The following is a 25,556-nucleotide window of genomic DNA, read 5'->3' on the forward strand; positions in this document are numbered from 1 at the left end:
ACTAGCGCGCGCCACTGGTCAGCGCTAAGCCCTGTACCTTTGCTGCTCCGGCTCGTTTTAGTACCCGGGCACATTCCTCCATAGTTAAGCCGCTGGTAAATATATCGTCAACTAATAATATGTTTTTTCCGACTATCAATTCGGGGCGCGTTACAGCAAACGCGCCTTTTATATTTTTTCGGCGTTGTTTTAGATCAAGTTCCCATTGCGGTTCGGTGGCTCTGGTCCGAGTCAAAGCTTCTAACCAAATAATTCCTTGCCGGGCCGCCCAAGGCCTAAAGATCAGCGCGGTCTGATTAAAACCACGTTCCCGCAGGCGGGCAGCATGAAGCGGCACAGGCACAACAGCATCCATTCCCTGAACCTTTTGTGGCTTGACTGCATGGTGGAGCAGCTGCCTAAGTCTGACCGTATGCCTGGTAATACGACGAAATTTCATGTCCCGAATTAGGCGCTGCACCGGTCCGGAATAGTCGGCAACAGTCAGACAGGCATCCAGCCAAACTAAGTTATGTAGTGGCAACGATATCTGCCTGATCTTAGCAGTTCTTGTAAGGCACGCCTGACACCAGCCCTTAGCATCTGCCCATTGGCGGCAGACCGGGCAGCGCTGGGGAAAGAGAATACTTACTAAGGCCTCCAGCCAATCGTTCAGCATAAGCTTTCGCCTCTTAGCCGCTCGGCCAAAAGCGAGTAGCGCCGTCTTGTACGGTCACTGGTTACCGCCGTGTTTAACGCCGCTTTCGTGCCCAGCAGAATAACCCGTTCTTTTGCCCTGGTGACGGCGGTATATAATAAATTGCGCTGCAGCATAATGTGATGTCCTGGTGTAAGCGGCATAACAACAACCGGATACTCACTGCCCTGGCTTTTGTGAACACTCATGGCATAAGCCAGGGTCAATTCATCATGTTCGCCCTTTTCGTACACAACATCATCTTCCGGATAGCGTACAAGTACTTTGCCGTCGGCGATCGCCAGAATATAACCGATATCACCGTTAAATACCCGTTTGGTGTAGTTGTTGCGGATTTGCATCACTTTGTCACCTTCACGCAGTACTTGATTGACGCTTTGCAGATAGTCCTTGCCTTCTACCGGAGGATTGAGCGCCGCCTGCAGCAGGCGATTGAGGTTCTCGACCCCGCAGGGTTGCCGGTGCATGGGCGATAAAACCTGCACATCCCGCCAGATATCAAAGCCTTCCTCGGCCAGTTCAATTTTACATAAGGTTACGATAGCCTCGGCTGCCGTTTCACTGTCCGCCATCTCCCGGAACTGAAAATCCGCGCTGCCGCATTCGGGCAATAGCGCCCGGTTAATACGGTGTGCATTGAGTACGATCATACTTTCGCCGGTTTGGCGAAATACTTCTGTCAGTCTCACCACCGGCACTACCTGGGAACGGATAATATCCTTAAGTACGGAACCAGGGCCAACGGCCGGCAGCTGGTCGACATCTCCAACCAGCACTACCCGGCAACCGTCCGGCACCGCTTGCAAAAAGCAGCTCATCAACACCATATCCATCATGGAGGTTTCATCAATAATGACGACATCGGCATCCAGCGGATTATACTCGCCCCGGGCAAACATCGGTTCCTCCTCAGCCCCGCCCCCGGCCTCAAGCAAACGATGAATAGTCATCGCTTCCCGTCCGGTTGTTTCAGCCAAACGTTTGGCTGCCCGGCCGGTAGGCGCACCTAAGACAATTTTACAGCCTTGCTGCTCTAATAAGGCTAAGATCCCTTTAACGGTTGTTGTCTTGCCTGTTCCCGGGCCGCCGGTCAGTACCAGTACTCCATGGGTGAGCGCAGCACTTAACGCCTCGCGCTGAGCAGCAGCCAGCGTAACTCCGGCTGCCGCTTCCCACTCATCAACCAGCGCCTGCACCTCATTATCAACACCGGTTAGTAGTTTGGCCTCCTGTTTAAGCATAAGCAGCCTTTCTGCTACACATTTTTCCGCCCGGTATAAGTAGCGCGGATAAATTAAAGTCACGCCATGAAAATCTTCGGTATAAAGCTTGCCTTGTTGAATCAGCCCACTGACAACGTTTGCAATCTCTACCGGGTCAAGTGCCAATAGTTTGGCTGTTTCCTGGGTTAATACCTGTTCCGGCACACAGCAGTGACCGGCCTGCCCGGTTTGTAACAAAGCAAACTGGACACCGGCGACCAACCGCGAAGGATGCTCCCGTTCAAAACCTACTGCCATCGCAATTTGATCGGCAATACGAAAACCGATGCCTTTGACTTCTTCCGCCAGCCGATATGGCTCTCTCTGCAATACGTTCACCGAATCTGAACTATAGCACGCAAAAATCCTCGCCGCATAGGCTCCGGTAACTCCATGCATCTCCAAAAACAACATTAGTTCTTTTAACTCAGCTTGCTCCGCATAGGATTTACGAATCTGTTCCAGTTTTTTGCTGCCAATACCTTCTACCTCGGCTAAGCGATGCGGGTAAAGCTCCATTATTTCCAGTGTCCGCACACCAAAATGCTTCACCAGCCGGGCCGCCATGGCCGGCCCGATACCTTTTACGGCACCGGATGCCAGAAAGCGCTCAATCCCCCGCTCGGAAGTAGGCGCAACCCGCCGGCAAACAGCTGCTTTAAACTGGCGCCCATAGCGGCTATGTTCTATCCAGACGCCGGTTACGTTTACGTGTTCTCCAACCAAGGGCGCGGGAAAATTGCCGGTTACAGCTACCGCAGTGTTCTCATTAGTTGGTTTCAGGCGAAACACAGTGAAACTGCCATCAGCGGCCTGAAAGGTTATATTTTCAACAATGCCTTCTAATATGTTATCCACTACATTTACCCCTAGTGATTAGGATCGATATACCTTACCCAAACATAAGTTCTTATTCTATTCGCAACAATTATACCAAAATCCTGCTTTTTTTTTATTAAGCTGGAAGGATTTTGGAATAAATGAGAGTATTAATTATACAGGAAACTTGTATTTGTTACAATAATTTGCAAATTGTGAGGCGCGTAGCATGAAAGAGGATATGTATACCTACCATTATTACCAAAACCGCACCATTAATCGTCCATCCCGTGTCGGCAACTTCGTCTTTCCCCTGATACTTCTGCTTTCCAGTGTTTATCTTCTAGCCGTTACCATCAGATAATTACTTTATATTAAAAGCAAAAGACCGAATTACCTGCCTATTGCAGGTAATTCGGTCTTTACTTTTTTTTACAGCCGCTGGGCGATGATTTTTGCCAAATCGTTTATGCTGGCAGCTAAGACTTCCAGCCTGCCTTCAATTCGTACTAGCAGATATACTGCCACTACCATCGGAAAACCATAACTGGAAATATAGTTGAGCATTTGTTCCATAGAATTACTCCTTTCGCGGTCAGCAAACAGCTACACCAAAGCTACCGTTTCGCGGTTGCGAATACGAGCCTCTACCTTTTCCGTCAGGGCATTGCCTTTAACGGAAAAGATATTTTTGTCGATGATGTCCTTCATAACCGCTTGCGCCTGCACTAATGTCAGATCGTCTTTGGGGTCGGGAACACTAATGGTAGTTTCCTTACCCGCGCTGGTGCGAAATACCAGTTCCAAAGTCTTACTCATAGCCGCTCCTCCTTTCCTTTATTACTTAACTGGGACTTACTGAATTATTGATTAGCGAGGTTGTTTACGTCCTGACGGATAATGTCCGCCAGCTTGTGTTTTTGCAGATTTGCCAAGCCTTCGGCCACTGCGAGAACATCGCTGTCAGTTGCTCCGGCTCTAATGTTGGCAAATGCTCTGAGACGGTACACCGGGTTACCGGTAGCACTTACCCCAGTCTGCACTTTGAGAGATAATTTACCGTTTTGCGGTAATTTTACCACTGCCATGCTGCTCACCCCCTTTACACTCATATACATTCTGGGTAAAGGGATTTTTAAACAGGGTAAAAAAAATAAATCTATCCAAGCAATAGGATAGATTTTCCTGCTATAATCATGGATAAGGGACGAGTTCCCAGCTCGTCCCTAATTGAATACAGGAGGTGATTGCCATGCGCCTTGAGACTAAACACTTTAAACTCACAGTCTCAGACGGATTGTTCAGAATGATACTGCGTATCATTGCCGAACTATTCCGCTAACCTCCGGTATTCTTCCGAACGCTCCTGTTACCAGCAGGGGCGTTCTTATTTATCCTATGTTTATTATACCCCTTCCAGAGTTTTTTTAAAAGATATTTTTCGCCAATTCTTTCCTTAACCGGACTAATCCACGCTGCCGTAATCCATACACAGCTTGCGGCGTAACCTCAAGTTCAGCTGCTATATCTGCTAACTGCGCTTCACCTAATAGCGTCTTGACGATCGTCAGGCGCTGTTTTTCAGGTAGCTTCAGCAACGCATCGTTAATGATCTGATTAGTAAAATGGGTTTCCACCTCATTCTCCACCTGTTCGTCGGCTGCTAACATCTCAATGAAATTTAGCGGCTCATCATCCGTATCGTTCGTACAACCATTGTCAAACAGCATTTCCTGCTGCCAGTGCCGGCGTTCCCGTTTAAATAAATTCCAGACCGCGTATTTGACCTTGCTCTCGACATAACCGGCAAAGCGGACGCCGGCCGCCGGGTCATAGGTCCGCACTGCCGCGGCTACGGCCAGCCAGCCTTCGGCTAGGGCTTCCTCTTTAATTACCGCCACATGCGGTTGATTAGCGTACTTTTTCACCAGTCCGGTAAAACGTTGGCAAATCTCAGCAAACGCAGACTCTCCCGTATTGCCTGCCTGAACTTCAAGAACTAGCTGTTCTAAACTCATTTCCTCACCTGTCGGCGAGGAACCGGTTCCTCTATATTAGCGCTTGCCTACAGGGTAGCACCCCAGCCTGCTAAAAAACAAAAGCCGGCCTGGCTCAAGTCAATGCTTGAGCCAGGCCAGCTAAATTCTATTTACTATCAAGACAACATTTATTTGCCAGCAAAAATACCCTGATTAAGGCTAAAACCAATATAGAAAATAATTTATTTTATTCAGTTACTCTTCTTCTTCGCTTGTTAATTCAAGCCAAGTTCCGTACTTTTCCTCCAACTCAGCCTGTTTTGCCGCATACTCATCTGCCAATTCCCGGCTTAATGAAGCATCTGCATGACTTTCAGGATCATTTAGTCTAACTTCAAGTGCGGTCAGTTCATGTTCCAGCATGGCAATCTCTTCTTCCAGCTTTTTGGCTTGTTTGGCGGTATCCGGTTTGCGCTTGTTGGCGGATTTACCACTGTTAGGCTGGCCCTGCGCAGTGGCCGCTTTACCGTTTTGCTTCTTTTCAATAGCACTGGCCTGGCTGGCCGCCTGAGCAGCAGCCTTTTCCGCCGCCGTTTTTTTGTCACGGTAATAGCTGTAGTTGCCGGCGTATTCTGTCAGCTGTCCATTATCCATCTCTACCATCCGGTTAGCCACCTTATCCAGGAAATACCGGTCATGGGACACGGTCAAAAAGGTACCGGGGAAGTTCATAATGGCTTCTTCCACGGCCTCCCGCGCCGCAATGTCCAGATGGTTTGTCGGTTCGTCCAGGATAAGGAAATTAGCTCCTGCCAGCATAAGCTTTAGCAGCGCCAGCCTGGCCTTTTCCCCGCCGGACAAATCACCTACCCGTTTGTACACGTCATCACCGCGGAAGAGGAAAGAACCAAGATAATGGCGGCTTCGCTCTTCACTGAACGCAAATTCACGCATGACTTCCTCAAGCACACTATTGGTCTCTGTCAGTGTTTCATGCTCCTGAGCAAAATACCCCAGCCGCACCCGGCTGCCCAGCTTAACCTTGCCACGGTTGGCCTCAAGATCGCCTGTCAATAGCTTTAACAGCGTGGTCTTCCCTGCGCCATTGGGTCCTACCAGCGCCACACCATCACCGCGCCGGACGAGCAGTGACACTTCGTTAAGTATTGTCTTGTCCCCGTAACCGGCCGTTACTTCTCCCAGCTCAGCAACACGCTCGGCACACTCAGCCGGCGGGTTAAACGCAAAAAAATCAAACCCGGTCATATCCTCAGGTCGCGCCAGTCTCTCCAACCGGGCAAGCTGACTCTGCCGCCCCCGGGCCTGTTTGGATTTGATTCCGGCCCGGTAACGGTCAATATAGGCTTCCGTCTTGGCAATAAACGCCTGCTGTTTGGCATATGCCTTGTCCTGGGCAGCAAATTTTTCGGCTTTTTTCTCTAGGTATTCGCTGTAATTGCCACTGTAATCAGCAATCGTACTATTTTCAATGGCCAGAATTCTGCCTGCTACATTGTCAAGAAAATAGCGGTCATGGGATATAACCAGCACAGCCCCCGAATAGTTTATTAAAAATTCCTCAAGCCACTCAACCATACCCAAATCCAAATGGTTTGTCGGCTCGTCCAAAAACAGAAAATCAGGCTGCCTGATAAGAGCCCGCGCCAAGCAAATCCGTGTTTTCTGGCCGCCGGAAAATTCATTGGCAGGCCGGGTTAAGTCCTCTGCCGTAAAGCCCAAACCGAATGCCACTCGTCTAACGGTGTTCTCATATTCATAGCCGCCGCCCCGTTCAAACCGCTCGACGGCTTGCGCGTACTCTTTCATTAATCTTTCAAGTTTGCCCTGATCCTTTTCACTGGCAATACCGGCTTCCAGTCGCCGCATTTCCTGCTGCCAGCCCAAAACATCACCGTATGCCGCAACCAGTTCGTCATATAAGGTAGCGCTGCCCACCCCGGTATCCTGTTCTACATACCCGACACGCTCTTCCACAGCCAAAGTTACCTGCCCACTGTCAGGTTTTTCAAAGCCTAACAGGCAGCGCACCAAGGTAGTTTTGCCTGCACCGTTGGGTCCGATTAAACCAACCTTTTCTCCCCGGCGAATTTGAAAATTAATATCAGAAAAAATTGTTTGTATGCCATAGGCCTTACTCAGGCCGCGAACTTCCAGTAAACTCATATGTACCTCCCTGTCTTTCCCTTACTATTGTAACGATTCCCAGGCCTATGCACAAGTACCGTCGCTTTTTGCTGCTACAATTGCCCCCCCCCTTGCCAATATATTACTTTTCTGTTATTATGGATCCATATCATCGAACATATGTTCGGTAAAGACGGAGGTATGTTATGACCAATCTTTTACCTGCCTATGCGCGTATTACCGCCATTCTTCCCTGTTACACCACTGCCGGCGACAGTACGCTAATAATCGCTGACGATGGCAGTACTACCACTCTAAACACAAAAGTCCGCACCGTTATTCAACGATTAGCCAAAAGCCGTGCTGTTGATCTTACAGCACTGAAAAATAGAACTAAAGCGGCAACCGGACGAAAAAATCTGGAACCATTGCCCATAGCGCCAGGACTTGTTCTTGTTCCGGTTAAAGTGCGTAAACCCCGCATAAATGGTGACACTACCACCGGCTACATTAATTTCCACGCTGTTACCGCCGTACGTACCAGCACAAATAAACCTTACCAGGCAACAATTACGTTGTCAGGTAAGGCTGAAGTCCCGGTTCTTTGGACATCAGTTACTATTAACCGTCAACTTGCTTTAACCCGGCTGGCGGTCAGTTCCACACCTTACTCACTAAACGCTTTACCTGCTCGCTCTTTCCAGGAAAGTTTCGCCGGTTATTCACCGGAACTGTTGACGCTGGCGGTAAAGCTTGTTGATGTATTTAATGAAATACTGGCTATCAAGCGTCAGCCCTACTCTTAACTGCCACCTCATGTTTATTCTGCCGTAACAGAGAGGAAACCACCACCATAAACTGCTCAACATTCAGCCTGCTGGTCAAATCAAGTATATGTACCACCGCCCCGCGGCATAAAGGCATTACTTCGGCAACAGGGCGAGCCACGCTTGTTCCTGTTACAAAAGTGATAGTATCCATTTCGGTGGCTAACCTTTTTAAAATAATCGGAGTTAGATCATCAGAGCCGCAATCTACAATAACAGCGTCACATTCGTGGCCACCGTCCACTATCTCTTTGACCAAATACCGCATCAAATCCTCTATCTCATGCTCCATGTTACGCACTAATATAACAAAACTGACATCAGGCGGCCGTACAAACTCCAGCGTATGAATCCAATTCCAGATATCTTTTATGACGTACCACAAACCATACAACGCCAACGAGAGCAAGACAATACTTGCCGTATATGATAAAAACAAAACTATCCTACCCCCTTCGCTTTGGGATAGGATAGTATATGCACAGTCTATAAAAAACGTTACTTGAGGTTGATTATATACTTAATTAGTCAAGCACTACAATTTTATGCTTAATTGCATACAACACAGCTTGTGTCCGGTCAACAACATTGATCTTGCGAAAAATATTTGTTAAATGGTTTTTAACGGTCTTTTCACTTAAATACAGTTTTTTGGCGATCTCCTGATTGCTCATACCCTGGCCGATCAGTTGCAAAACTTCCACTTCCCGGTAGGTCAACCGCTCTTCTTTACGCCGTTCCAGCATTTGCGGAACTTCCAGACGTTTTTCTTCCTGGCGCGAAAGCTCACCAAATAAGCGCTGCGCCAATGTAGGATAGATAAATGATTGTCCGGCAAAAACAATACGAATGGCCTTTACCAGCATTCCCGGTTCAATATCTTTTAAAAGATAACCAACTGCCCCGGACTTAATCACTTCTAATACATAGCTCTCATCATCATGCATGGTAAGAATAATAACCTTAACCGGTGCACTCGCCTGTTTCAGCTGCTTGGTTACTTCCAGCCCATTCAATCGCGGCATATTTACATCAAGCAAAAGTATATCCGGTTTTAAGTTATCTACCTTATATATGGCTTCAGCCCCATCGGCAGCTTCGCCAATAACATCAAAATCCGGCTCCAACGAGAGAACATTTTTTATCCCCTGCCTAAGCAGGGCATGGTCATCTGCGATAACAATTCTAATCGGCAAAAAAACCACCTCCTGGCGGGTTATGTAAAATATATAAAAAGTAAGGAAAAAGTTCATCAATATGTCTATTATTCGCTACAATTCGAGATTTTCCTGCAAATTGTTCAGTTAACATAAAAACTATCTTTTGACGTGTACACTTCACCATTCGTACTAACTCTCTGCTTGCCTAGTTCTCAACCCTTCCAGCAAAAATGATTTTTTACCATTTAGACCTTTTATTGTTTAGACAAAAAAACATTAAACTTACATATTTAGTGTTTATTCGACATTTTTTTTATAATTCCTTGCCAATAAAAAAAATTGGTAATTGACTAACCGGGAAATTTAACAATCTCACCAACAGTCAAATTGTAAGGTTCATGCAGCCTGTGCTGCCGTGGTTGTGCCATAATATAATTTTGCCAAAAAAAAGCCACTCGCAGGAGTGGCTTTTAAAACCTTAAAAATGAACTACTTCAGACTTCTCAACAGGGGTCCCAACAGCCGTTTATACGCTTCTACTCCCGGCTGATCAAACGCATCGACATTGGCTAATTCACCTTCGTAGGCGACTGACAATGCCAACAGATACAGTAATTCACCCAAATGGTAGGCGTTCATCTCCGGTAAAACAAAGGTAGCATTAAACCGCCCGTCGTTTTTTAGTGCTGCCGCATTGGCTTCACGAGCGGCATCAAGCGCTTGACTTAATGGAAAGCCGGAGATTTGAGAGAGCTTTGCAGCAGATGGAAATACATCAGGTATTACCGGGTCTGTTGCCCATTTACCCACTTTGACAAACTGGACAACCTTATTTTTTTTGCCATCCTGATGCTGCTGGGTCTGGGCGTGCATGTCAGTGGTACCTACGGCCACGATCGGAGTACGGCCATAAAATACTTCGCGCCCCTCACGGTCTGTCCGCTTGCCCAGCGATTCGGCCAACAGTTGAATATACCATTCGGCCACCGATTTTAGGTAATCGCCGTACGGCATGAACACTTCAATATCCCGGCCATAGTTTTCCGCCGCCAGATATTTGAGCGCTGCATTTAGCATAGCCGGGTTTTGCCAGATATCCTCCGTCTGGCAAACCTTATCCATAGCCTGCGCTCCCGCCAGGAAGGCATCGATGTCAAACCCAATGCACGCGGCGGTAACCAATCCAACTTCCGAAAATACACTAAACCGGCCACCGACCCCGTCAGGTACGCTGAACATAGGCCAGCCTTCTTGTGCTGCCAGCTTATGCAGCAAGGTCTCGTTAGCTTTCTCCGCCGGATCGGTAACGGCAACCACCTCAACCGCAATCGCCGGCGCTTCTTTTTTTAGAGCGTCATAGGCTACCATAAAGTTAGACATAGTATCGAGGGTTGAGCCTGATTTAGAGATTACAATAAGCAGTACTTTATAGGGTTCGGACGTAGTCTTAGCCTTGCAGGCATCCGCATGTACGGTTTTGCTGTTGGCCTCATGCAAAATAAGCGCAACCAGTTCGGTCGTCCTGCGCGGATCAATGTTATTACCACTAAAATATAGCTTGGGATAGCCCTGCCGCTGTTCCTTACTTTTACTATTCCAAAACTCGCCACAATGCACGTCAAACAATACTTTATTACCTAAGTAAGAGCCGCCGATGCCAAAGGAAATTACCGCGTCCACCTTGTTTTTTAGTGATTGACCGAATTCTTTAAGTCTGGCAATTGACGACGGAGTATTAAGATTGCCCGGCTCTACATATGGCAGTTGGCTGAATAATACCTTTTCCGGGACGCCGTCTTTTGATAAGTGTCCGCGTACCTCGCCGGTTGCCCGCATATGGTTAACGGCCTTATGCGCAGCAGTCAGACGATCGGCTATATTTTCAATATCCGCTCGCGTCACGAAGCCCTGACCATAAAGATTATTATAATCAAAAGAAAAACCTGATGACAACGTAAGAATTGCCTCTTGGTTAGACAATCAGCTCAGCTCCTTCTCTACTTAACCCTTGGTGTTGGCCTCCGCCGCCTCTTTGCCCAACGGCCCCACAGTTTTAAGCAAGTAACGCAAAAACTTATCCCTCAGGTCAGGGCGTTTCAAGGCAAACTCAACCGTTGCCTCCAGATACCCCTGTTTATCGCCAATATCATAACGGCGCCCGTCAAAATTATAGGCATATACGGGCTTAAACGCAGCCAGTTTCCGCAGGGCGTCTGTCAACTGTATTTCGCCGCCACGTCCTGGCGGAGTGTCTTCTAACAGATAAAAAATCTCAGGTTCAATAATATACCGTCCTAGTACGGCAAGTTGGGAGGGAGCTTCTTCAACCGGCGGCTTTTCTACTAAGTCAACAGCCCGCCAGACATTATCCTTAACCGGCTCAGGTTTAACAATACCGTAACTCGATACTTTATCCCTGGGAACTTCCTGCACCCCAAGAATACTGCCTTGGCAGTCGTCATACGCATCCATCAATTGCCGGAGGCAAGGCACATTGGCATCGATAATATCATCCCCCAGGAGGACGGCAAACGGCTCATTGCCGACAAACTGCTTGGCACACAGTACAGCGTGTCCCAAACCCTTAGCTTCTTTCTGCCGGACATAGTGGATAGTTACTTCCGACAACTCCTCCACTAAGCCCAAGAGATCATATTTACCCTGGGCCTTGAGTGTCATCTCAAGTTCAATCGCCCGGTCAAAATGATCCTCAATGGCCCGCTTATTGCGGCCGGTAATAATGAGGATTTCCTCAATCCCGGATTGGATTGCTTCTTCAATAATAAACTGAATCGCAGGTTTATCTACAATAGGCAGCATTTCCTTAGGCTGGGCCTTGGTCGCCGGTAAAAAGCGGGTACCAAGACCAGCGGCAGGAATAACGGCCTTTTTTATTTTCCTTGAAGTCTTAGGCATGTAGTTCAATCCTCTCTCACAATCTCCTGATACTTAAGAACGTATAACCGCCAACAGTTCCTCGGTCTTTTCTTCCATTAGCTTACTATCACATTTGGACTCAACATTTAGCCTTAGCACCGGTTCAGTATTAGACATACGGACATTAAACCGCCAGTTGTCATACTCTACGCTCAGACCATCTATGCGTTCGATATGCCGCGCGCCAGCGGTATACTTCTCTTCAATCTTTTTGATAACAGCCTTGGCATCGGCTACGGTGCTGTTGATTTCGCCACTTACCGGATAGCAGGCAGTTCTTTCCTGCAGTAATTCCGATAAAGGCTTGCCTTCCCGGCCCATAATTTCAAGTACCAATAGCCACGGAATCATCCCGCTGTCGCAATAGGAAAACTCTTTGAAATAGTGATGGGCTGACATTTCGCCGCCATAAACCGCATCCTCTTTGCGCATCCGTTCTTTGATAAAAGCATGACCGCTCTTGCAGAGAACCGAAATCCCGCCCGCTTGTTCTACTAACTCGATCGTATTCCAGGTTAACCGTGGATCATAGATAATCTTGCCACCGGGGAAGCGCCGGAGAAAAGCTTGGGCTAAAAAGCCGACAAGATAATATCCTTCGATAAAATTTCCCTGCTCATCAAATAAAAAGCACCGGTCAAAATCGCCGTCCCAGGCGATACCAACGTCAGCCTTAGTATCACGCACTACCTTAGCCGTAACATCACGGTTTTCTACTAATAAGGGATTAGGGACACCGTTCGGGAAGCTGCCGTCCGGTTCATGATTGACTTTAACAAATTCAAACGGTAACTGTTTCTCTAATGCGTCAATAACTGCACCGGCTGCACCATTACCGGCATTAACCACTACTTTAAGCGGTTTCAGCGCCGTTTTATCCACATAGGTTAGCAAATGTTGAATATAGTCTGACAGGATATCCACCTGGGTTACAGTACCAGGAGTTATATCCGGGCTGACGGGCGCAAAGTCACCTGTCACTACCTTTTCCTCGATTTCCTTTAAGCCGCTGTCACCGCTAATAGGGCGCGATTCTTCCCGTACCAGCTTCATGCCGTTGTAATCTTGCGGATTGTGACTGGCGGTAATCATGATGCCGCCGTCCAATTTCAAGTGGAAAGTAGCGAAATAGATTTGTTCGGTACCACATGTACCAATATCAACAACACTGCAACCGGATTCGGTCAGCCCCTTGACTAACGCACGCTGAAGCGCGGGACCGGAAAGCCTAATATCGTGCCCCACAGCTACTTTTTTTGCTTTAAAAATATCCACATAGGCCCGCCCAATACGATAGGCCATTTCTTCGTTTAGTTCTTCAGGAATCTTACCACGAATATCATAGGCTTTAAATGCATTACGTTTAATCTCCATAGTTCCACGCTCCTCTATCCCTATCACAAACTATGTATCGTCACAACCATATACTATATACTACGTAAAATAAAAATATTCCTGTATAGCCAGTGGCTTCCAGGAATATTTAGTGTTTTTTCAGCCTCTTTGCTGTTTATTTTTTTTTTATCTTCGTATACAATTAATAAAGGAACAATTTTTCGTAAATTGATCGGGATGGGGTGAAGCAATGTGAAGCTTAGAGAGCAACTTAATCAAATGCAGACAATGATGGAACAGCTTGTTACAATGGTAGGCCACAATAACGCTGTAACCGAAGAACTAGTGCAGCGGATGGACCGGCTTGAAACCAAAGTTGATAAGCTCGAAACTAAGGTCGATAAACTCGAGACCAGGGTAACTAGCCTGGAGACGGAAACTGAAAAAGGTTTTACTGATATTATTCAGATGATTAGCGTTCTTGGTGATAAAGTAGTCAAAATTGATACCGCTCAAGCTTTACATGCTGAAATGATTCGCACCCTCGCCGCCGATACCGCTCAACATGATGCGGAAATCACCTTACTCAAACGGGCAAAAGTAAGTTAACTGCATACTATACTAATCTTGGGTGGGTACCCACCCACGTAACCTTAAAGGGCTGACCTAAATGATTAGGTCAGCCCTTTTGACATCATTAATCCAGACTCCTATGCCCGTCCGTACTCATCGTCAAAGCGGACAATATCATCTTCCTCAAGATAACTGCCGTTTTGCACTTCAATGATTTCCAGTGGCAGCTTGCCGGGATTCTCCAGACGGTGTTTGGTAGACGGCGGAATATAGACACTTTCGTTGACATGCACCATCTTATCCTGGTCACCGATAGTAACTCTTGCGGTGCCGCCAATAACAATCCAATGCTCACTGCGGTGATAGTGCAGTTGAAGGCTAAGCCGCTCTCCAGGTGTAACGACAATTTTCTTCATCTTATAACCGGGTCCTTCGTTCAGCACAGTATAACTGCCCCAGGGACGGTACATGGTGGTATGCTCATCAACCTCACGCCGGCCACGGGCTTTGAGTTCGTTAACGACGTCTTTCACCTTCTGGGATTCGCCGCGCTTGGCAACCACGATAACGTCATCAGTTTCGACAACCAGCACATCTTCCAAACCTACACCGGCAATTAAGCGGTTTCGCCCTAACATAAGGGTATTGGAGCAGTCAATCGGCAGGCAGTCACCGTTTATCGCATTACCGGAATGATCTTTGTCCAAAACATCATAAATGGCATCCCACGAGCCAATATCGTTCCAGTAGGCGGTTAGCGGCGCCATAACAACCCGGTCCGATTTCTCAGCCACCGCGTAGTCGATAGAAATATTGGGCATTGCCTCAAAGTTACTAACGACCTCAGTCAACGGTGCGGACGCAAGCTGATAGATTTCCGGCATATGGGCACTAAACTCTTCCATAATGCAACCCGCAGTAAAGGCAAACATCCCGGAATTCCAGTAATAGTTGCCATCCGCAAGATATTGTTCGGCGGTGTCTTTATCAGGCTTTTCACGGAAGGATTCTACCTTGTAACCGCTGCCAAAGGATTTACCGGCCTGGATGTAGCCATAGCCTGTTTCGGGCTTATCCGGCTTAATGCCGAGGGTAACAACCTTATTTTGCTCAGCAAGTTCAACAGCCTGCCGTACATTTTTAATAAAAATATCTACCGGGTGAACAATATGGTCGGCCGGAGTTACAAATAAAACTTCCTCGCCGGAAGTTCCTAATTTATCCTGGCAGAACCTTGTTGCCAGCGCGATAGCCGGAGCTGTATTACGAGCTACGGGTTCCAATAAAATATGTGCGCCGCCTGCTCCGCAGGTCGCCAGTTCAGTCTTCACGTGATGAGTATATTCCTTGTTGGTTACCACAATAATATCCGCCGGCTTGAGTAAGGGCAGAAAACGCTTGACAGTTTGCGTTAAAAGCGAGTCTGAATTACCGAGTTTTAAAAACTGCTTTGGCAAACAGGTACGGGATAATGGAAATAAGCGCGTACCGCCGCCGCCAGCTAGAATGATGAGTTTCATATACCTATACTCTCCTAATATAACAATTAATCCATACCTTAATTGTTTGTTTTTTTACATTCCCATTTTAGTTACTTTGCCCGCTTCAAACCTTGAATTTCAGCTTCCTGACGAGTTGTACGCGTTGCTAATACGTCAAGCACATCGGAATGATGAGCTTGTGTTATTTCAATTTTGTCAACTTTTTCGCCAAGTACGTTAACTATAGTCACCATATCGGCAAAACCTTTTTCCATTTTAGCGTCAAGAATTGCTATATCCTGCTTCAACACATTGACATCCTGTTTTAAGACACTGACATCCTGGCGCAATTCCTCGGTAACGGCATTATTATGACCTACCATTTGGATAAGCTGAGCCATCATTTTTTCAATATGGTCAAAACGTTCCTCACTCATAGATCCTCGCCTCATTTCACCAGTTATTAGCCCACAAATTCTTACTTTAATTATACCACACCAAGTGCCTTATTGTAATTTTTACGTTGCCGTTTTACTGCTTCCGCATAAAATTAGCGAATTCTTGACATACGCTGCAGCTATCCCGAATACCTTCCCGATATACAATTTCAACTGCCAGTCCGAATTCAAGGCTGGCGGCGGCCTCATACTCCATAACCAGATGAAGCAGTTCCGGATGCTGTGTTTCCAATTCATGGGCAATTTCCATAAGCTGTGCTAGTACGGACTCGCCCTCTTTCAATGCTTTCCGGTATTTTGCATCAGCTACACCGGCTATAGCAAGAATATTATTCACTCTGTCGAAGACATACTGGTCAAACGCCTGGGTTAAAATACTGTTTAACACTCCAAAACCCCCTATACTTGGGCTGCGGCACACAAGTTAGCGCTGCCGTCAGCTTTTTTTATAGGGGGAAATTAAAAAGCGCATGCGAGGCTTTTAACCCTACACATGCGCTTGACTTCGTTGTCTGCTAAATCCCAATACCAACAAGCCAGGTCACAACCTGGCCCTCAACAGAAAAGCGGTCAGAAAATATGTAAGCGAACGCTTGCCTTTCCGTGGATGGTTTATTAAGGATAGGCTCATCATCTGCTGCATGAAGTCGCACAGTCTTCCACCCTGCCGGCATCTCCGTTACACGCTGTGCCTCGCTTGTGTTCAAACGGACGGCGTTGTATAATAGAAATGTCGTCGTGGACAGTTTGACTGTTACGTGTAGGTGCTGGTTCACCTGCGCGTGCCGCGGGAGTGCGTCAACACTTCCGGGTCACGGCGACTTTTTAATTTCCACCTATTTCTAATTATAGCTCATTTCAAACAAATTGCAAGTAAACTAAAACCCAACAGACAGGATTTTTACCTATTTAGTTGAGCTTGTAAAGAAAACACGGCTTGTGCCGAGCCTTTGGCGAAAGCAGAAGCCGATGTTGCCCTTATCCAGGCGGAAAGTTATACTTTCCTACAGGACAAAAAAACCGACAGCAGACCGCTGTCAGTTTTTTTCCTACTTTATCATTTTTCCCTTTTCTATTCGCCACCACGCAAGAGCACGCATAGCCTCCACTGACTGTTGCACCGAAGCACGATCAACGCCTGTTTCAACCCCACCAGTGAACGACTCGGCCGCTTCTCCCTGTATCTTCCCTATGGCATTAGGAGTAATCCATACATTATGACTAAAACCAATATCACTGCCGCGGGTAAGACTCTTCCCTTCCGCGTAGTATTCAAATCCCAGAGGCGCAATTAATTCTATAAGAGTCGGCGCAATATTAATATGACTGCCTGCTACATTCTGCGGAATAATTTGCTTATTTATCCCCTTACCGTAAAGCAGCAACGGAATGGTATACCGGTCAAAGGTAGTTGGCGTTTTCGAGATATTGGTCCGATCCGCATGATCCCCGGTTATAACAAATAGGCTATCAGGATATTGCTCCTGCATTTTTAGAACAAACTTAGCAATCTGTTGATCTGTATACCAATAGTGACCCAGCCGTTTGATTAGATCCTTGTCCTCTTTTCCATCTGCCGGCAATGCGGCAATAACCTGACTTTCATTAAATCCTTCCTGAGCCAGGTCTACCGAATACGGGGCATGGTTAGAAACGGTTAAAATAACGTTAAGCGTCGGGACATCACTATCGAGAGATGCAGCGATCGCATCAAACAAATAGCGATCATCACTCCCCCATACATTGCCAGACTTGCTAACAAAATCCCCCATCCCATAGAAATTGTCAAACCCCTGGGCCAACGTAAACGCTTTAATCCGCTCCCAGGAGCTGGCACCACCATACCAGAAATTTGTTTTATACCCCAATTTTCTCATTTGTGGTGCAATGGCTGTTGAATAAAGTCCTTTATACGATTCAGGGTGATAATTAGGATACAAACTTACATCAGATAAACCACTTACCACTGCCGTTACCGCCATAGGGGTAAACGCACCGTTAGGTACAAACGCAGGAATATGGATAGCATTCTCCCGGGCAATAATGCCTTTAACACCATCGGCGATATGCAGACTGCTGTACTCTTCCCTTAGCGGCCATTGAGCAAAACTTTCGCCAATAATTACAAAAATATGCTTAGGCTTAGGTATTCTAGCACCTTCCGCGTGCTTACTAAAAACTTCGTCTACTTCGTTAGTAGTTAATGCGCTCCCTTTGAGTTGAGCCCCGTAGATGCGGATTTTTCCAGCATCAACTTTGATGCCTGTGCCTTCACTTACACGTTTCTGGATACCATAGGCACGATTTAAGGCTTGAATATCATCAATTATGGCTTCATTTAGAAAGTCGTCCTTTGAGACAGTTGCATTTTCCCAATGCAACGAATGCGCATAGGTTAAGCTCCCGCCAAAACGGGTAAACACCATAAATAAAAAGACTATAACAACTACCCCTAAACGGAACATCATCTTCTGATATCCTTGCGAAAACCGCGGCGCGGTAAACGTGCCTGTAGCCAGGATTTTCGTTAAAATACGGCAGAAAATATATGAAATAACTGCAGTACTAATTAAAAGAACCGGCAAATTGTAATCGGCAACTAAAGTGTAGAATAATGCCACAATATCATCATTAAGCGTGTTAAAGATCATCTGGTTAAAGCCTGTGTGGAATTCTTGATAAAAAGGGATACGGGCATGAAATAAAGTGATAAGTAAAGTGACATAGATACTTCCCAACACCATTCTTATCTTCTCAAACTTTTGAGATCGAAGAAGGGAACAAAGCAATGTGCTGAAAACAAAAGAAAATAATGCAACAACAGCAGCACTTTTTAAACTAATCCTCAATCCATAAAACAACGAAATTAAAATATCTGATATTGTCGACTGCGCATTTATATATGAATATAAAATTGCAATAAATCCCACACGCAAAATACATAATAGCCCCAGTATAAAAACATACAATTTTAAATCCTGCTGTATATTTCTAAAAAATATTTCCCATCTAGACAAAATTAACAACATTCCTCTCCCATATATTACAAACACTTATTAATTATAAAACGTATTGGGTATAAACTCTATAGCTTTTTTTACTGGTAAAGTGTTACAATTAAGATATTGTCTATTTATTTCGGTTCCTGAGGGGGATTCAGCCAATGCTTATTAATTATGAAAATATTATCAAGTATTATTTCAAAAGTAACTTTCCTAAAATACATAGATGGAGAGAAAATAGAAAGCAAAAGAAATATGAAAAAAGAGTCCGTCAGATTGTCACTGACTACAGCAATAGATATAAGACAGAAGGACATTATCCACTGTTTCAAACAATTGAAATTGAAACAATTAACCGTTGTAATAGTACTTGTTCTTTTTGTCCTGTCAATAAGCATGCAGACACTCGTGATTTTAAAGTTATGGATCTGGAACTTTTCGTATCAATCATAAAACAGTTAAAAGAACTAAACTATTCTGGCTCAATTGGCCTATATTCCAATAATGAGCCCTTTTTAGATGAACGAATTGTTGAACTGGCTAGACTCGCGAAAGAGCAGCTTCCTGACAATCACCTTTATCTATATACCAATGGAACATTATTGACATTAGAAAAATTCACCGGAATTATGAAATACCTTGATAGAATGTATATTGATAATTACAATGACAATTTAAAATTAAATCTTCCGACAAAAGTAATTCATGATTACTGTCAAAAAAACAAAGTGTATTTAGATAAGGTACGTATTCGGCTAAGGAAACTACATGATGTGTTGTCTACCAGAGGTGGACAAGCACCCAACCGCAAAGAAGAACAGATTACGACCTTAAGCTGCAGCTGCTTGTTACCCTTCCGGCAAATGGTCGTCCGCCCGGATGGTAAAATAAGCTTATGCTGTAATGACGCCCTGGGAACAATGACCTTAGGCGATTTGACAAAAGAGTTTATCGGCGATATTTGGCATGGGGAAAAATATTGCGAAATTAGGGAAAAACTAGCCAAAGGCCGCTATGATATAGCGTTATGCCATGGATGTGATTCTTTGCTATAATGTTGAACACCAAAGGGGCGAGGTTTAAAAAGAATGAGTCAATCCTATAAAAGCATTTTAGTTTTTTGTCTAAGAAAAATTGGTGATGCGGTAATTGCAACAAGCGTGCCCTATTTATTAAAACAGGCTTATCCTGATGCAAAAATCACCATGATGGTGAAGCCATTAACCAAGGAAATTGTAACAAATAATCCAGTTGTAGATGAGGTTATGCTATACGATTATACCCATAAGGCAACGCTAGGTGAACTGCAACAGGTTGCCAACAAAATCAAAAAAAGAATTTTTGATTTAAGCATCGTTGCCGATAATAAACCCCGTTCCGCTATGCTTGCTTGGCTAGCTGGAGTCCCTAAACGGGTCGGTTTCGAAAAAATTGAATTCCGAAATATTTATCTGAAACTTTTTTATACGGATATTATTAAGATTGATTATGATGCCCAGCATACTCTGCAGGCTAAAAATCATGAGATCTTTATTAATCGTTTTACCGGTAAAAATGCTAAAGCCAGAATGATAATGCCTAAAGGCACAGCCGAAAATAAAGCCAAAGCTGATGCTTTATTGGCGCAGGTATTAAAAAAACAAGAAAAAGAAAATCAATCATGTTTAAAGATTGCACTTTGCATTCGTAGTGGTGTAGTAACAAAAGACTGGCCGCTGGAACGTTTTGCTGAAACTATTCAAAGACTTGCCGCTAAATATAATGCCGCATTTTACGTAATAGGGTCGCAAGCAGATATTGAAACTGCTGAAAAGCTAAAAAAAATGCTTACTGTTCCACTTAGTATTTTGTGTGGAAAAACCAGCTTAGTCGAGCTATCTTGTCTCTTAAAAAGGTCCGATTTTTTCCTGACAATAGATACCGGCTCTGCCCATATTGCTGCAGCAACAGGTATACCGATGGTTGCTATTTATGGAGGTACCTCCCCAAAAAAATGGGGGCCCTATTCTGATAACGCAATTACATTGGCTCCCGATTATCCATGCCATCCGTGCAACGGAACAAAGATAAAATGGTACCGTCAAGATAGTTTCGCAAATTAGTTTGCAGTCCGTTGAAAACGGAAGTCAGCTAACCAGAAAATCCGACTCAAGGCCGGTGTTTTCCAGGTGCTTCATATTCATATACTTCTTGCTGCCCCATTGAGTGCCGGCCACATGCCGCAAACGGGCACAGACTAACATTAGGGCAGAATTGCCGTCGGGAAACGTGCCGACTACCCTGGTCCGACGCCGTATTTCCCGGTTCAATCGCTCAATCACATTGTTGGTGCGAATCCTCGTCCAATGTTCAAAGGGGAAGTTCATGTAGGTGAGTGTTTCTTCGATACCGGTTTCTATTTTACTGGCTGCTTCCGGGAGTTTCATTTCCCGTAAGCTCTGGGCTACCTGCTTGGCCTTCTCTTTCGCAGCGGGTTTACCTTCCTGGGCATGAATAGCCTTAAGCATCTTCGCAACCAGTTTGACTTTGGAACGGGGAACAACCGAGAATACATTCCGGTAGAAATGCACAGTACAGCGTTGGTATTTGGCTTCGGGAAATACTTCTCCCACTGCCTCCAGCATCCCTAGGCATTTATCTCCTATTACCAGCTTCGCCCCACTGAGGCCACGGCTTTTCAGCCACAGGAAAAACTCCTTCCAGCTGGCCTTATCTTCTTTCATGCCTTCCGCAGCGCCCAGAGCTTCGCGATAACCGTCCTCATTGACGGCTATCGCCACCAATACGCTCACATTCTCATATTCGCCGCCCCAATTGCGCCGTAGATAGATTCCATCCACGTAGATATATGGATATTTACCGCTCTGCAGAGGACGATTTCGCCACTGCTCAATGTGAACATAGGCTTTTTTATTGAGTTCGCTAATTGTGGATGGGGAGACCTTGGTACCCCATAAAGCCTCCGTAATGTCTTCGACTCGCCGGACAGAGACACCGGCCAAATACATTTCAATGAGAGCTTCTTCTACTGAGCTTTCTCGGCGACGATATCGTTCGATGATAGCCGTTTCAAAGGGAATTCCCTTAAGCTTAGGTACTTTCAAGGTTACATTGCCGGAGGTAGTTGTCAGGTTCCTGTCATAATGACCGGCTCGGTACCCTTGCCGTGCCTCTGTGCGTTCGTATTTAGCTGCCTGTTTGGCTTCCTGATCCAGAAGATTGTTCAGCGTTTCTTCCACGCTGCTACGGACGAGCTCTTTTAGCTCTCCCTTGATGATTTCCTCGTTCAACTGTATAATTTTCTTGGACATGTTTGCAGTGCTCCTTTCGGTGAATGGTTGTTGTGGTGACTTCATTCTTCCATTGGACTGCAAACATGTCCTTTTTTTGTAAGCGTCCAATAGGTTCTTTCCAACTTTAGTTGATTTTCTGCAATTCTAATCTTAATAATTTAGATTTTAGTAATTTGAAACTGCAACGACCATACATAATTCTTTTAATCACTTTTAATTTATTGACACTACCTTCTGCTAAGCCATTGCTAAATTTTAGCCTTATTGCATTTTTGACCGCAGATATATCATTATTTAATCCAGATACATAGGAACTGATTTCAGATATATCTAATTTTTCCGCTTGGAGCATCCAGCTATCTAATAAATCAACTTTTTTAGAAAATACAAGTTCATGAAACTTTCGGAGCAATTCATATATCTGTCCCAAAACCGGATATTTTTTTATGATGGCTTCATACTGCTCATTGGTAATTCCCTTGATGGATTCGATCTTACGATAGATAAGCTGAACCATCCACTTACGCGCAACATATTCATTTGCCGTATTCGTTTTTTGGTTTTCTATATTTTTCTGATGTTCCCGTTCTTTTTGCATAAATACCCTCAATGCATCAACGGTTCCCGTATATCCTTTTTTACGAATGATTTCTGTTATCTTTTTATAAGTCATTCCTTTCGAACGTAGTTCTACTACTTCTGCTTCATACTCTTGTAGTTTTCCTGGCCTACGATTATCATAATGACCATTTACCAGTGTATACTTACCAGAAACATACTTCATAATAGTCTGGTAAGTATGTCCTGTAATACGACCTATTTCTTCGACTGGTTTTCCTTGTTTAAATAACTCTTGTACATGATTAACTCTAGCTTGTTTTCTTTCCATTTCCAGCCGGTGCTGCCTCTCTCGTGCAGAAATAGAAGGATACGGGATATCCTTTTCTTCCATTTTTAAATATTTGGATATCGTTGAAACCGACGAATGTAAAAGCAAAGCAATTTCAGACTGTGTATAACCTTCTACATATTTCGTCCTGGAAAACATAATTCTTTCATGGCGATTTCTAGTATTTAATAGCGCCTGCATTTCCAGGCTTTGTGTTACTATAGTTGCTGGTATTTCTATGCGTGCTGGATATAAACGGTACATATACTTTTCGACCGCTTCTGAAAGATTTTTAATAAGATGAAATCGATCACAAACTTGTACTGCATTCGGATGTGCCTGTGTTATTGCGGCAGAATAGGCAGGGGATCCATCTCTTGATACAACCGAAATATTAGGATATTGCATTAACCATTCTGAAACATCGTCCTTCTCACGTGAATCTAACAAATCAACAACTCGATGTGTATCCATATCAATCAAGATGGTTCCATATGTATAGCGTTTTTTCAATGCGAAATCATCTATACAAGCGTTGACTATGGCCTTTTTATCTATATTCTGAGGCATTTTTTTTAAGCAATCTACAAATGCTGCTTTTTCCAATCGTCGCAGTATTATCTGATAATAAAGAGGCAGCGGTAAGAGAACTTACATTGGAAGAAACCTTTAAAATATTATCTATCAATCTTTCTGTTTTACGGGCATTAACAGCTAAAAAATCAAATCGCTCAGCAAATGTTTTGTGTTTACATTCAGGATTTGTACAAAACATTTTCCGGTTATTCAAGAGAATGATGACCTTTTTGTTCATTATCGGTAAATCCTGAAACTCCCTTTGATATGTAGAATGTACTTTTGTTGAATAGGTTTTACAGTAGGGACATAGGACAATGGTTCGCGACGAAGCAACTTGAATAATTATCTTATCTTCTTTTATTTTATGCGCAATATATATTAAATTTGGATCAAGCATTGCTATAAAATCATTCATATTTTATAATCTCCAACTTTAATTTTAAATTAATTTTATTGCTTTTATACTATAAAATCAACTAAAGTTGGAAAGAACCGTCCAATAAGATAGTGGATAGACAAAAAAACAAAACCGACATCCTCATTTGCCGGTTTTGCTTGAAGAGCACTTCTTCTGAATGTCTGGATTCCATGGAAGGTAGTCATCTAAACTTTCAGGGTACTGCCGAAAAGGCACGCCTGGTAAATCGCCCAAAATATATTCTAAATAACGGTGCGGGCTTAACCCATTGGCTTTAGCCGTCTCAATCAAACTGTAGATCGCAGCACTGGCGGCTGCCCCTCTGGGGCTGCCGCTAAATAACCAGTTTTTTCGTCCAATCGTAAATGGTCGAATGCTGTTTTCTGCCAGATTGTTTGAAATCGAGCAGTTTCCGTCTTTGAGATAATTCATCAACCCGGCTTTGTGGTTTACGGCATATTGTATGGCTTCACTGGTTTTGCTTTTGGGCGGCAGGGTGTGTAGGGCAGAATCCGCCCATGACCAAAAAGCCTCTAACGCAGGTAGTTGCTTTGTTAGACGCTCCTGATACCGTTCTTTTGCCGAGCTAGAGGTCAAAGCCTTTTCCATAGCAAATAGCTCATTGCAAAACTGTATGCCCTGTGCAGCCATCGTTGCTTCCGGCGATTTCACATCTTTCGGCAGCACATCAACAAATTTTCTTCGCACGTGGGCCCAACAGTAGCAGCGGACTATCCTCTCGACCTTGTCATAGCCGCGGTACGCATCGGTATGTAAATATCCTTGAAATCCTTTCAGGAATTTTTTCGGATAATTGCCTCCGCGCCCCGGCTGGTATTCAAAAAGCCGAATAGGATGTGTCCCGTATTGCCCTGTGCTGTAAACCCACATGTATGAGTCGCTCGTATTTTTCCGGCCTTCTTCCTGTAACACTTGAATGGGTGTCTCGTCCACATGCAAGTAAGTTTCTTTGACCAGCTCCTGATGCAGGCGATCTACGACCGGCAGCAGCCAATCACGCGCCGCCACCATCAGCCAGTTCGACATAGTAGCCCGGCTCAAGCTAACGCCGAGCAGCTGCCATTCTGCTTCCTGCCGATAGAGGGGAATAGCGTTCACGAACTTCTGGTGCATGATCCAGGCGAGTGTTGACGGAGAGGCTAACGAGTGCAGAATCACCGGATTCGGCAGCTCTGCTTTTTCCATATAGGGCCGGTCATTTTTTCGGCAATTCCGGCATTCCAAGGTTTCGCGATAATAATCAATGACCCGGACTTGAGCCGGAATAAATTCCAGCTCGGATCGGACAAATTCTTCACCCACTGCAACCAGTTCTGTGCCGCAGGTATCGCAGGAGCGATCCCCGTCAGTCCGATGATAGATTTTTTTCACATGTTCCAAATGGCTGATTTGATCTTTCCGTTGGCCTTTGTACCGTTTCTTAGCAAATTTAGCAGCCTCTTCTTGTAAATCCGGCTCAGGCACTTTCGCAGCTGCTTCCGTTTCTGCCTCATCAAAGACCGGCGGCAACTCATCAAAAAGAGACACCTGCTCCTTGGATAAGGACGATGTCTTCTCTGAACGCTTGCCAAAGAGTTGTTTCGTTAAATAAGCTACTGTATCGTGCAGCCGTTTGTTCTCTTGTTCAAGCTCGGTTATGTGTTTTTCAAAAGCTTTCATCTGGTCTGACAACAGCATATTA

The 25,556-nt window shown here is 45.0% G+C and carries 26 protein-coding genes; 5 read left to right on the forward strand and 21 right to left on the reverse strand.

All coding sequences use genetic code 11. The features are described from left to right. Position 1: 1 nt before the first annotated feature. Positions 2 to 658: a ComF family protein gene (locus tag SRRS_RS19900; RefSeq protein ID WP_371362993.1), complete on the reverse strand. Its 657-nt coding sequence runs from the start codon at positions 656 to 658 to the stop codon at positions 2 to 4. Then, positions 652 to 2,817, reverse strand: coding sequence for an ATP-dependent RecD-like DNA helicase (locus tag SRRS_RS19905; RefSeq protein WP_371362994.1), 2,166 nt, complete (start codon positions 2,815 to 2,817; stop codon positions 652 to 654). Before SRRS_RS19905 ends, SRRS_RS19900 begins: the two co-directional genes overlap by 7 nt. 190 nt (positions 2,818 to 3,007) lie before the next feature. Between SRRS_RS19905 and SRRS_RS19910 the strand changes: the two genes are divergently transcribed. Next, entirely contained in the window at positions 3,008 to 3,142 is a 135-nt protein-coding gene (locus SRRS_RS19910) for a hypothetical protein (RefSeq protein ID WP_371362995.1), read from the forward strand. A gap of 68 nt (positions 3,143 to 3,210) precedes the next feature. Here SRRS_RS19910 and SRRS_RS19915 read toward each other — a convergent pair whose 3' ends face one another. From SRRS_RS19915 to SRRS_RS19935, 5 genes are all read right to left on the reverse strand, one after another. Then, positions 3,211 to 3,354, reverse strand: coding sequence for a YvrJ family protein (locus tag SRRS_RS19915; protein WP_371362996.1), 144 nt, complete (start codon positions 3,352 to 3,354; stop codon positions 3,211 to 3,213). 30 nt (positions 3,355 to 3,384) lie between these two features. Further along, positions 3,385 to 3,597: a DUF2922 domain-containing protein gene (locus tag SRRS_RS19920; RefSeq protein WP_371362997.1), complete on the reverse strand. Its 213-nt coding sequence runs from the start codon at positions 3,595 to 3,597 to the stop codon at positions 3,385 to 3,387. Between the two features lie 44 nt (positions 3,598 to 3,641). Beyond that, the gene (locus tag SRRS_RS19925; protein WP_371362999.1) at positions 3,642 to 3,866 is read right to left on the reverse strand and encodes a DUF1659 domain-containing protein; all 225 of its coding nucleotides are present in this window, start codon (positions 3,864 to 3,866) and stop codon (positions 3,642 to 3,644) included. A 339-nt stretch (positions 3,867 to 4,205) separates the two neighbouring features. Then, on the reverse strand, positions 4,206 to 4,796 hold the full coding sequence (locus SRRS_RS19930; protein ID WP_371363000.1) for an RNA polymerase sigma factor: 591 nt from the start codon (positions 4,794 to 4,796) through the stop codon (positions 4,206 to 4,208). A gap of 216 nt (positions 4,797 to 5,012) precedes the next feature. Then, a complete protein-coding gene (locus tag SRRS_RS19935; protein ID WP_371363002.1) occupies positions 5,013 to 6,941 on the reverse strand; it encodes an ABC-F family ATP-binding cassette domain-containing protein in 1,929 nt (642 codons plus the stop codon). A gap of 167 nt (positions 6,942 to 7,108) precedes the next feature. On the opposite strand from SRRS_RS19935, the gene SRRS_RS19940 reads away from it, so the two are divergent. Beyond that, a complete protein-coding gene (locus SRRS_RS19940) occupies positions 7,109 to 7,708 on the forward strand; it encodes a hypothetical protein (protein ID WP_371363003.1) in 600 nt (199 codons plus the stop codon). Here the strand turns inward: SRRS_RS19940 and SRRS_RS19945 are convergent. From SRRS_RS19945 to SRRS_RS19965, 5 genes are all read right to left on the reverse strand, one after another. Beyond that, positions 7,686 to 8,168 carry a hypothetical protein gene (locus SRRS_RS19945; RefSeq protein WP_371363004.1) on the reverse strand — a complete coding sequence of 161 codons (483 nt, stop codon included), beginning with the start codon at positions 8,166 to 8,168 and terminating at the stop codon, positions 7,686 to 7,688. The genes SRRS_RS19940 and SRRS_RS19945 overlap by 23 nt on opposite strands. A gap of 85 nt (positions 8,169 to 8,253) precedes the next feature. Further along, on the reverse strand, positions 8,254 to 8,925 hold the full coding sequence (locus SRRS_RS19950; RefSeq protein ID WP_371363006.1) for a response regulator: 672 nt from the start codon (positions 8,923 to 8,925) through the stop codon (positions 8,254 to 8,256). A gap of 453 nt (positions 8,926 to 9,378) precedes the next feature. Continuing rightward, entirely contained in the window at positions 9,379 to 10,869 is a 1,491-nt protein-coding gene (locus SRRS_RS19955) for a glucose-6-phosphate isomerase (RefSeq protein ID WP_371363008.1), read from the reverse strand. A 21-nt stretch (positions 10,870 to 10,890) separates the two neighbouring features. Beyond that, complete coding sequence (gene galU / locus SRRS_RS19960) at positions 10,891 to 11,805, reverse strand: UTP--glucose-1-phosphate uridylyltransferase GalU (RefSeq protein ID WP_371363009.1); 915 nt, start codon at positions 11,803 to 11,805, stop codon at positions 10,891 to 10,893. A gap of 33 nt (positions 11,806 to 11,838) precedes the next feature. After that, a complete protein-coding gene (locus SRRS_RS19965; protein WP_371363010.1) occupies positions 11,839 to 13,200 on the reverse strand; it encodes a phosphomannomutase in 1,362 nt (453 codons plus the stop codon). A 213-nt stretch (positions 13,201 to 13,413) separates the two neighbouring features. Between SRRS_RS19965 and SRRS_RS19970 the strand changes: the two genes are divergently transcribed. Next, complete coding sequence (locus SRRS_RS19970) at positions 13,414 to 13,770, forward strand: hypothetical protein (RefSeq protein ID WP_371363011.1); 357 nt, start codon at positions 13,414 to 13,416, stop codon at positions 13,768 to 13,770. Between the two features lie 101 nt (positions 13,771 to 13,871). On the opposite strand, the gene SRRS_RS19975 is transcribed toward SRRS_RS19970, so the two are convergent. From SRRS_RS19975 to SRRS_RS19995, 5 genes are all read right to left on the reverse strand, one after another. Beyond that, positions 13,872 to 15,254 carry a mannose-1-phosphate guanylyltransferase/mannose-6-phosphate isomerase gene (locus tag SRRS_RS19975; RefSeq protein ID WP_371363013.1) on the reverse strand — a complete coding sequence of 461 codons (1,383 nt, stop codon included), beginning with the start codon at positions 15,252 to 15,254 and terminating at the stop codon, positions 13,872 to 13,874. Positions 15,255 to 15,325: 71 nt separating this feature from the next. After that, positions 15,326 to 15,652 (reverse strand): hypothetical protein, encoded by a 327-nt coding sequence (locus tag SRRS_RS19980; protein WP_371363014.1) that lies wholly within the window; start codon positions 15,650 to 15,652, stop codon positions 15,326 to 15,328. Between the two features lie 94 nt (positions 15,653 to 15,746). Then, a complete protein-coding gene (locus tag SRRS_RS19985) occupies positions 15,747 to 16,061 on the reverse strand; it encodes a hypothetical protein (RefSeq protein ID WP_371363016.1) in 315 nt (104 codons plus the stop codon). 127 nt (positions 16,062 to 16,188) lie between these two features. Continuing rightward, positions 16,189 to 16,326 (reverse strand): hypothetical protein, encoded by a 138-nt coding sequence (locus tag SRRS_RS19990; RefSeq protein ID WP_371363017.1) that lies wholly within the window; start codon positions 16,324 to 16,326, stop codon positions 16,189 to 16,191. A 396-nt stretch (positions 16,327 to 16,722) separates the two neighbouring features. Beyond that, positions 16,723 to 18,417 carry an LTA synthase family protein gene (locus SRRS_RS19995; RefSeq protein WP_371363019.1) on the reverse strand — a complete coding sequence of 565 codons (1,695 nt, stop codon included), beginning with the start codon at positions 18,415 to 18,417 and terminating at the stop codon, positions 16,723 to 16,725. Between the two features lie 419 nt (positions 18,418 to 18,836). Between SRRS_RS19995 and SRRS_RS20000 the strand changes: the two genes are divergently transcribed. Together SRRS_RS20000 and SRRS_RS20005 are read left to right on the forward strand one after the other, a co-directional pair. Continuing rightward, positions 18,837 to 19,730, forward strand: a complete 894-nt coding sequence (locus tag SRRS_RS20000; protein WP_371363020.1) for a radical SAM/SPASM domain-containing protein — start codon at positions 18,837 to 18,839, stop codon at positions 19,728 to 19,730. 33 nt (positions 19,731 to 19,763) lie between these two features. After that, positions 19,764 to 20,777, forward strand: a complete 1,014-nt coding sequence (locus SRRS_RS20005) for a glycosyltransferase family 9 protein (protein WP_371363021.1) — start codon at positions 19,764 to 19,766, stop codon at positions 20,775 to 20,777. A 24-nt stretch (positions 20,778 to 20,801) separates the two neighbouring features. Here SRRS_RS20005 and SRRS_RS20010 read toward each other — a convergent pair whose 3' ends face one another. From SRRS_RS20010 to SRRS_RS20025, 4 genes are all read right to left on the reverse strand, one after another. After that, positions 20,802 to 21,986, reverse strand: coding sequence for an IS256 family transposase (locus SRRS_RS20010; RefSeq protein WP_371363022.1), 1,185 nt, complete (start codon positions 21,984 to 21,986; stop codon positions 20,802 to 20,804). Positions 21,987 to 22,092: 106 nt separating this feature from the next. Then, complete coding sequence (locus SRRS_RS20015; RefSeq protein ID WP_371363023.1) at positions 22,093 to 23,463, reverse strand: ISL3 family transposase; 1,371 nt, start codon at positions 23,461 to 23,463, stop codon at positions 22,093 to 22,095. Continuing rightward, positions 23,408 to 23,851 (reverse strand): transposase family protein, encoded by a 444-nt coding sequence (locus SRRS_RS20020; protein WP_371363025.1) that lies wholly within the window; start codon positions 23,849 to 23,851, stop codon positions 23,408 to 23,410. The genes SRRS_RS20015 and SRRS_RS20020 overlap by 56 nt, the downstream gene beginning before the upstream one ends. 123 nt (positions 23,852 to 23,974) lie before the next feature. After that, positions 23,975 to 25,552, reverse strand: coding sequence for an IS66 family transposase (locus SRRS_RS20025; RefSeq protein ID WP_371363026.1), 1,578 nt, complete (start codon positions 25,550 to 25,552; stop codon positions 23,975 to 23,977). Positions 25,553 to 25,556 lie beyond the last annotated feature (4 nt).

Source organism: Sporomusa rhizae, from assembly GCF_041428845.1.
Lineage (GTDB): Bacteria > Bacillota > Negativicutes > Sporomusales > Sporomusaceae > Sporomusa > Sporomusa rhizae.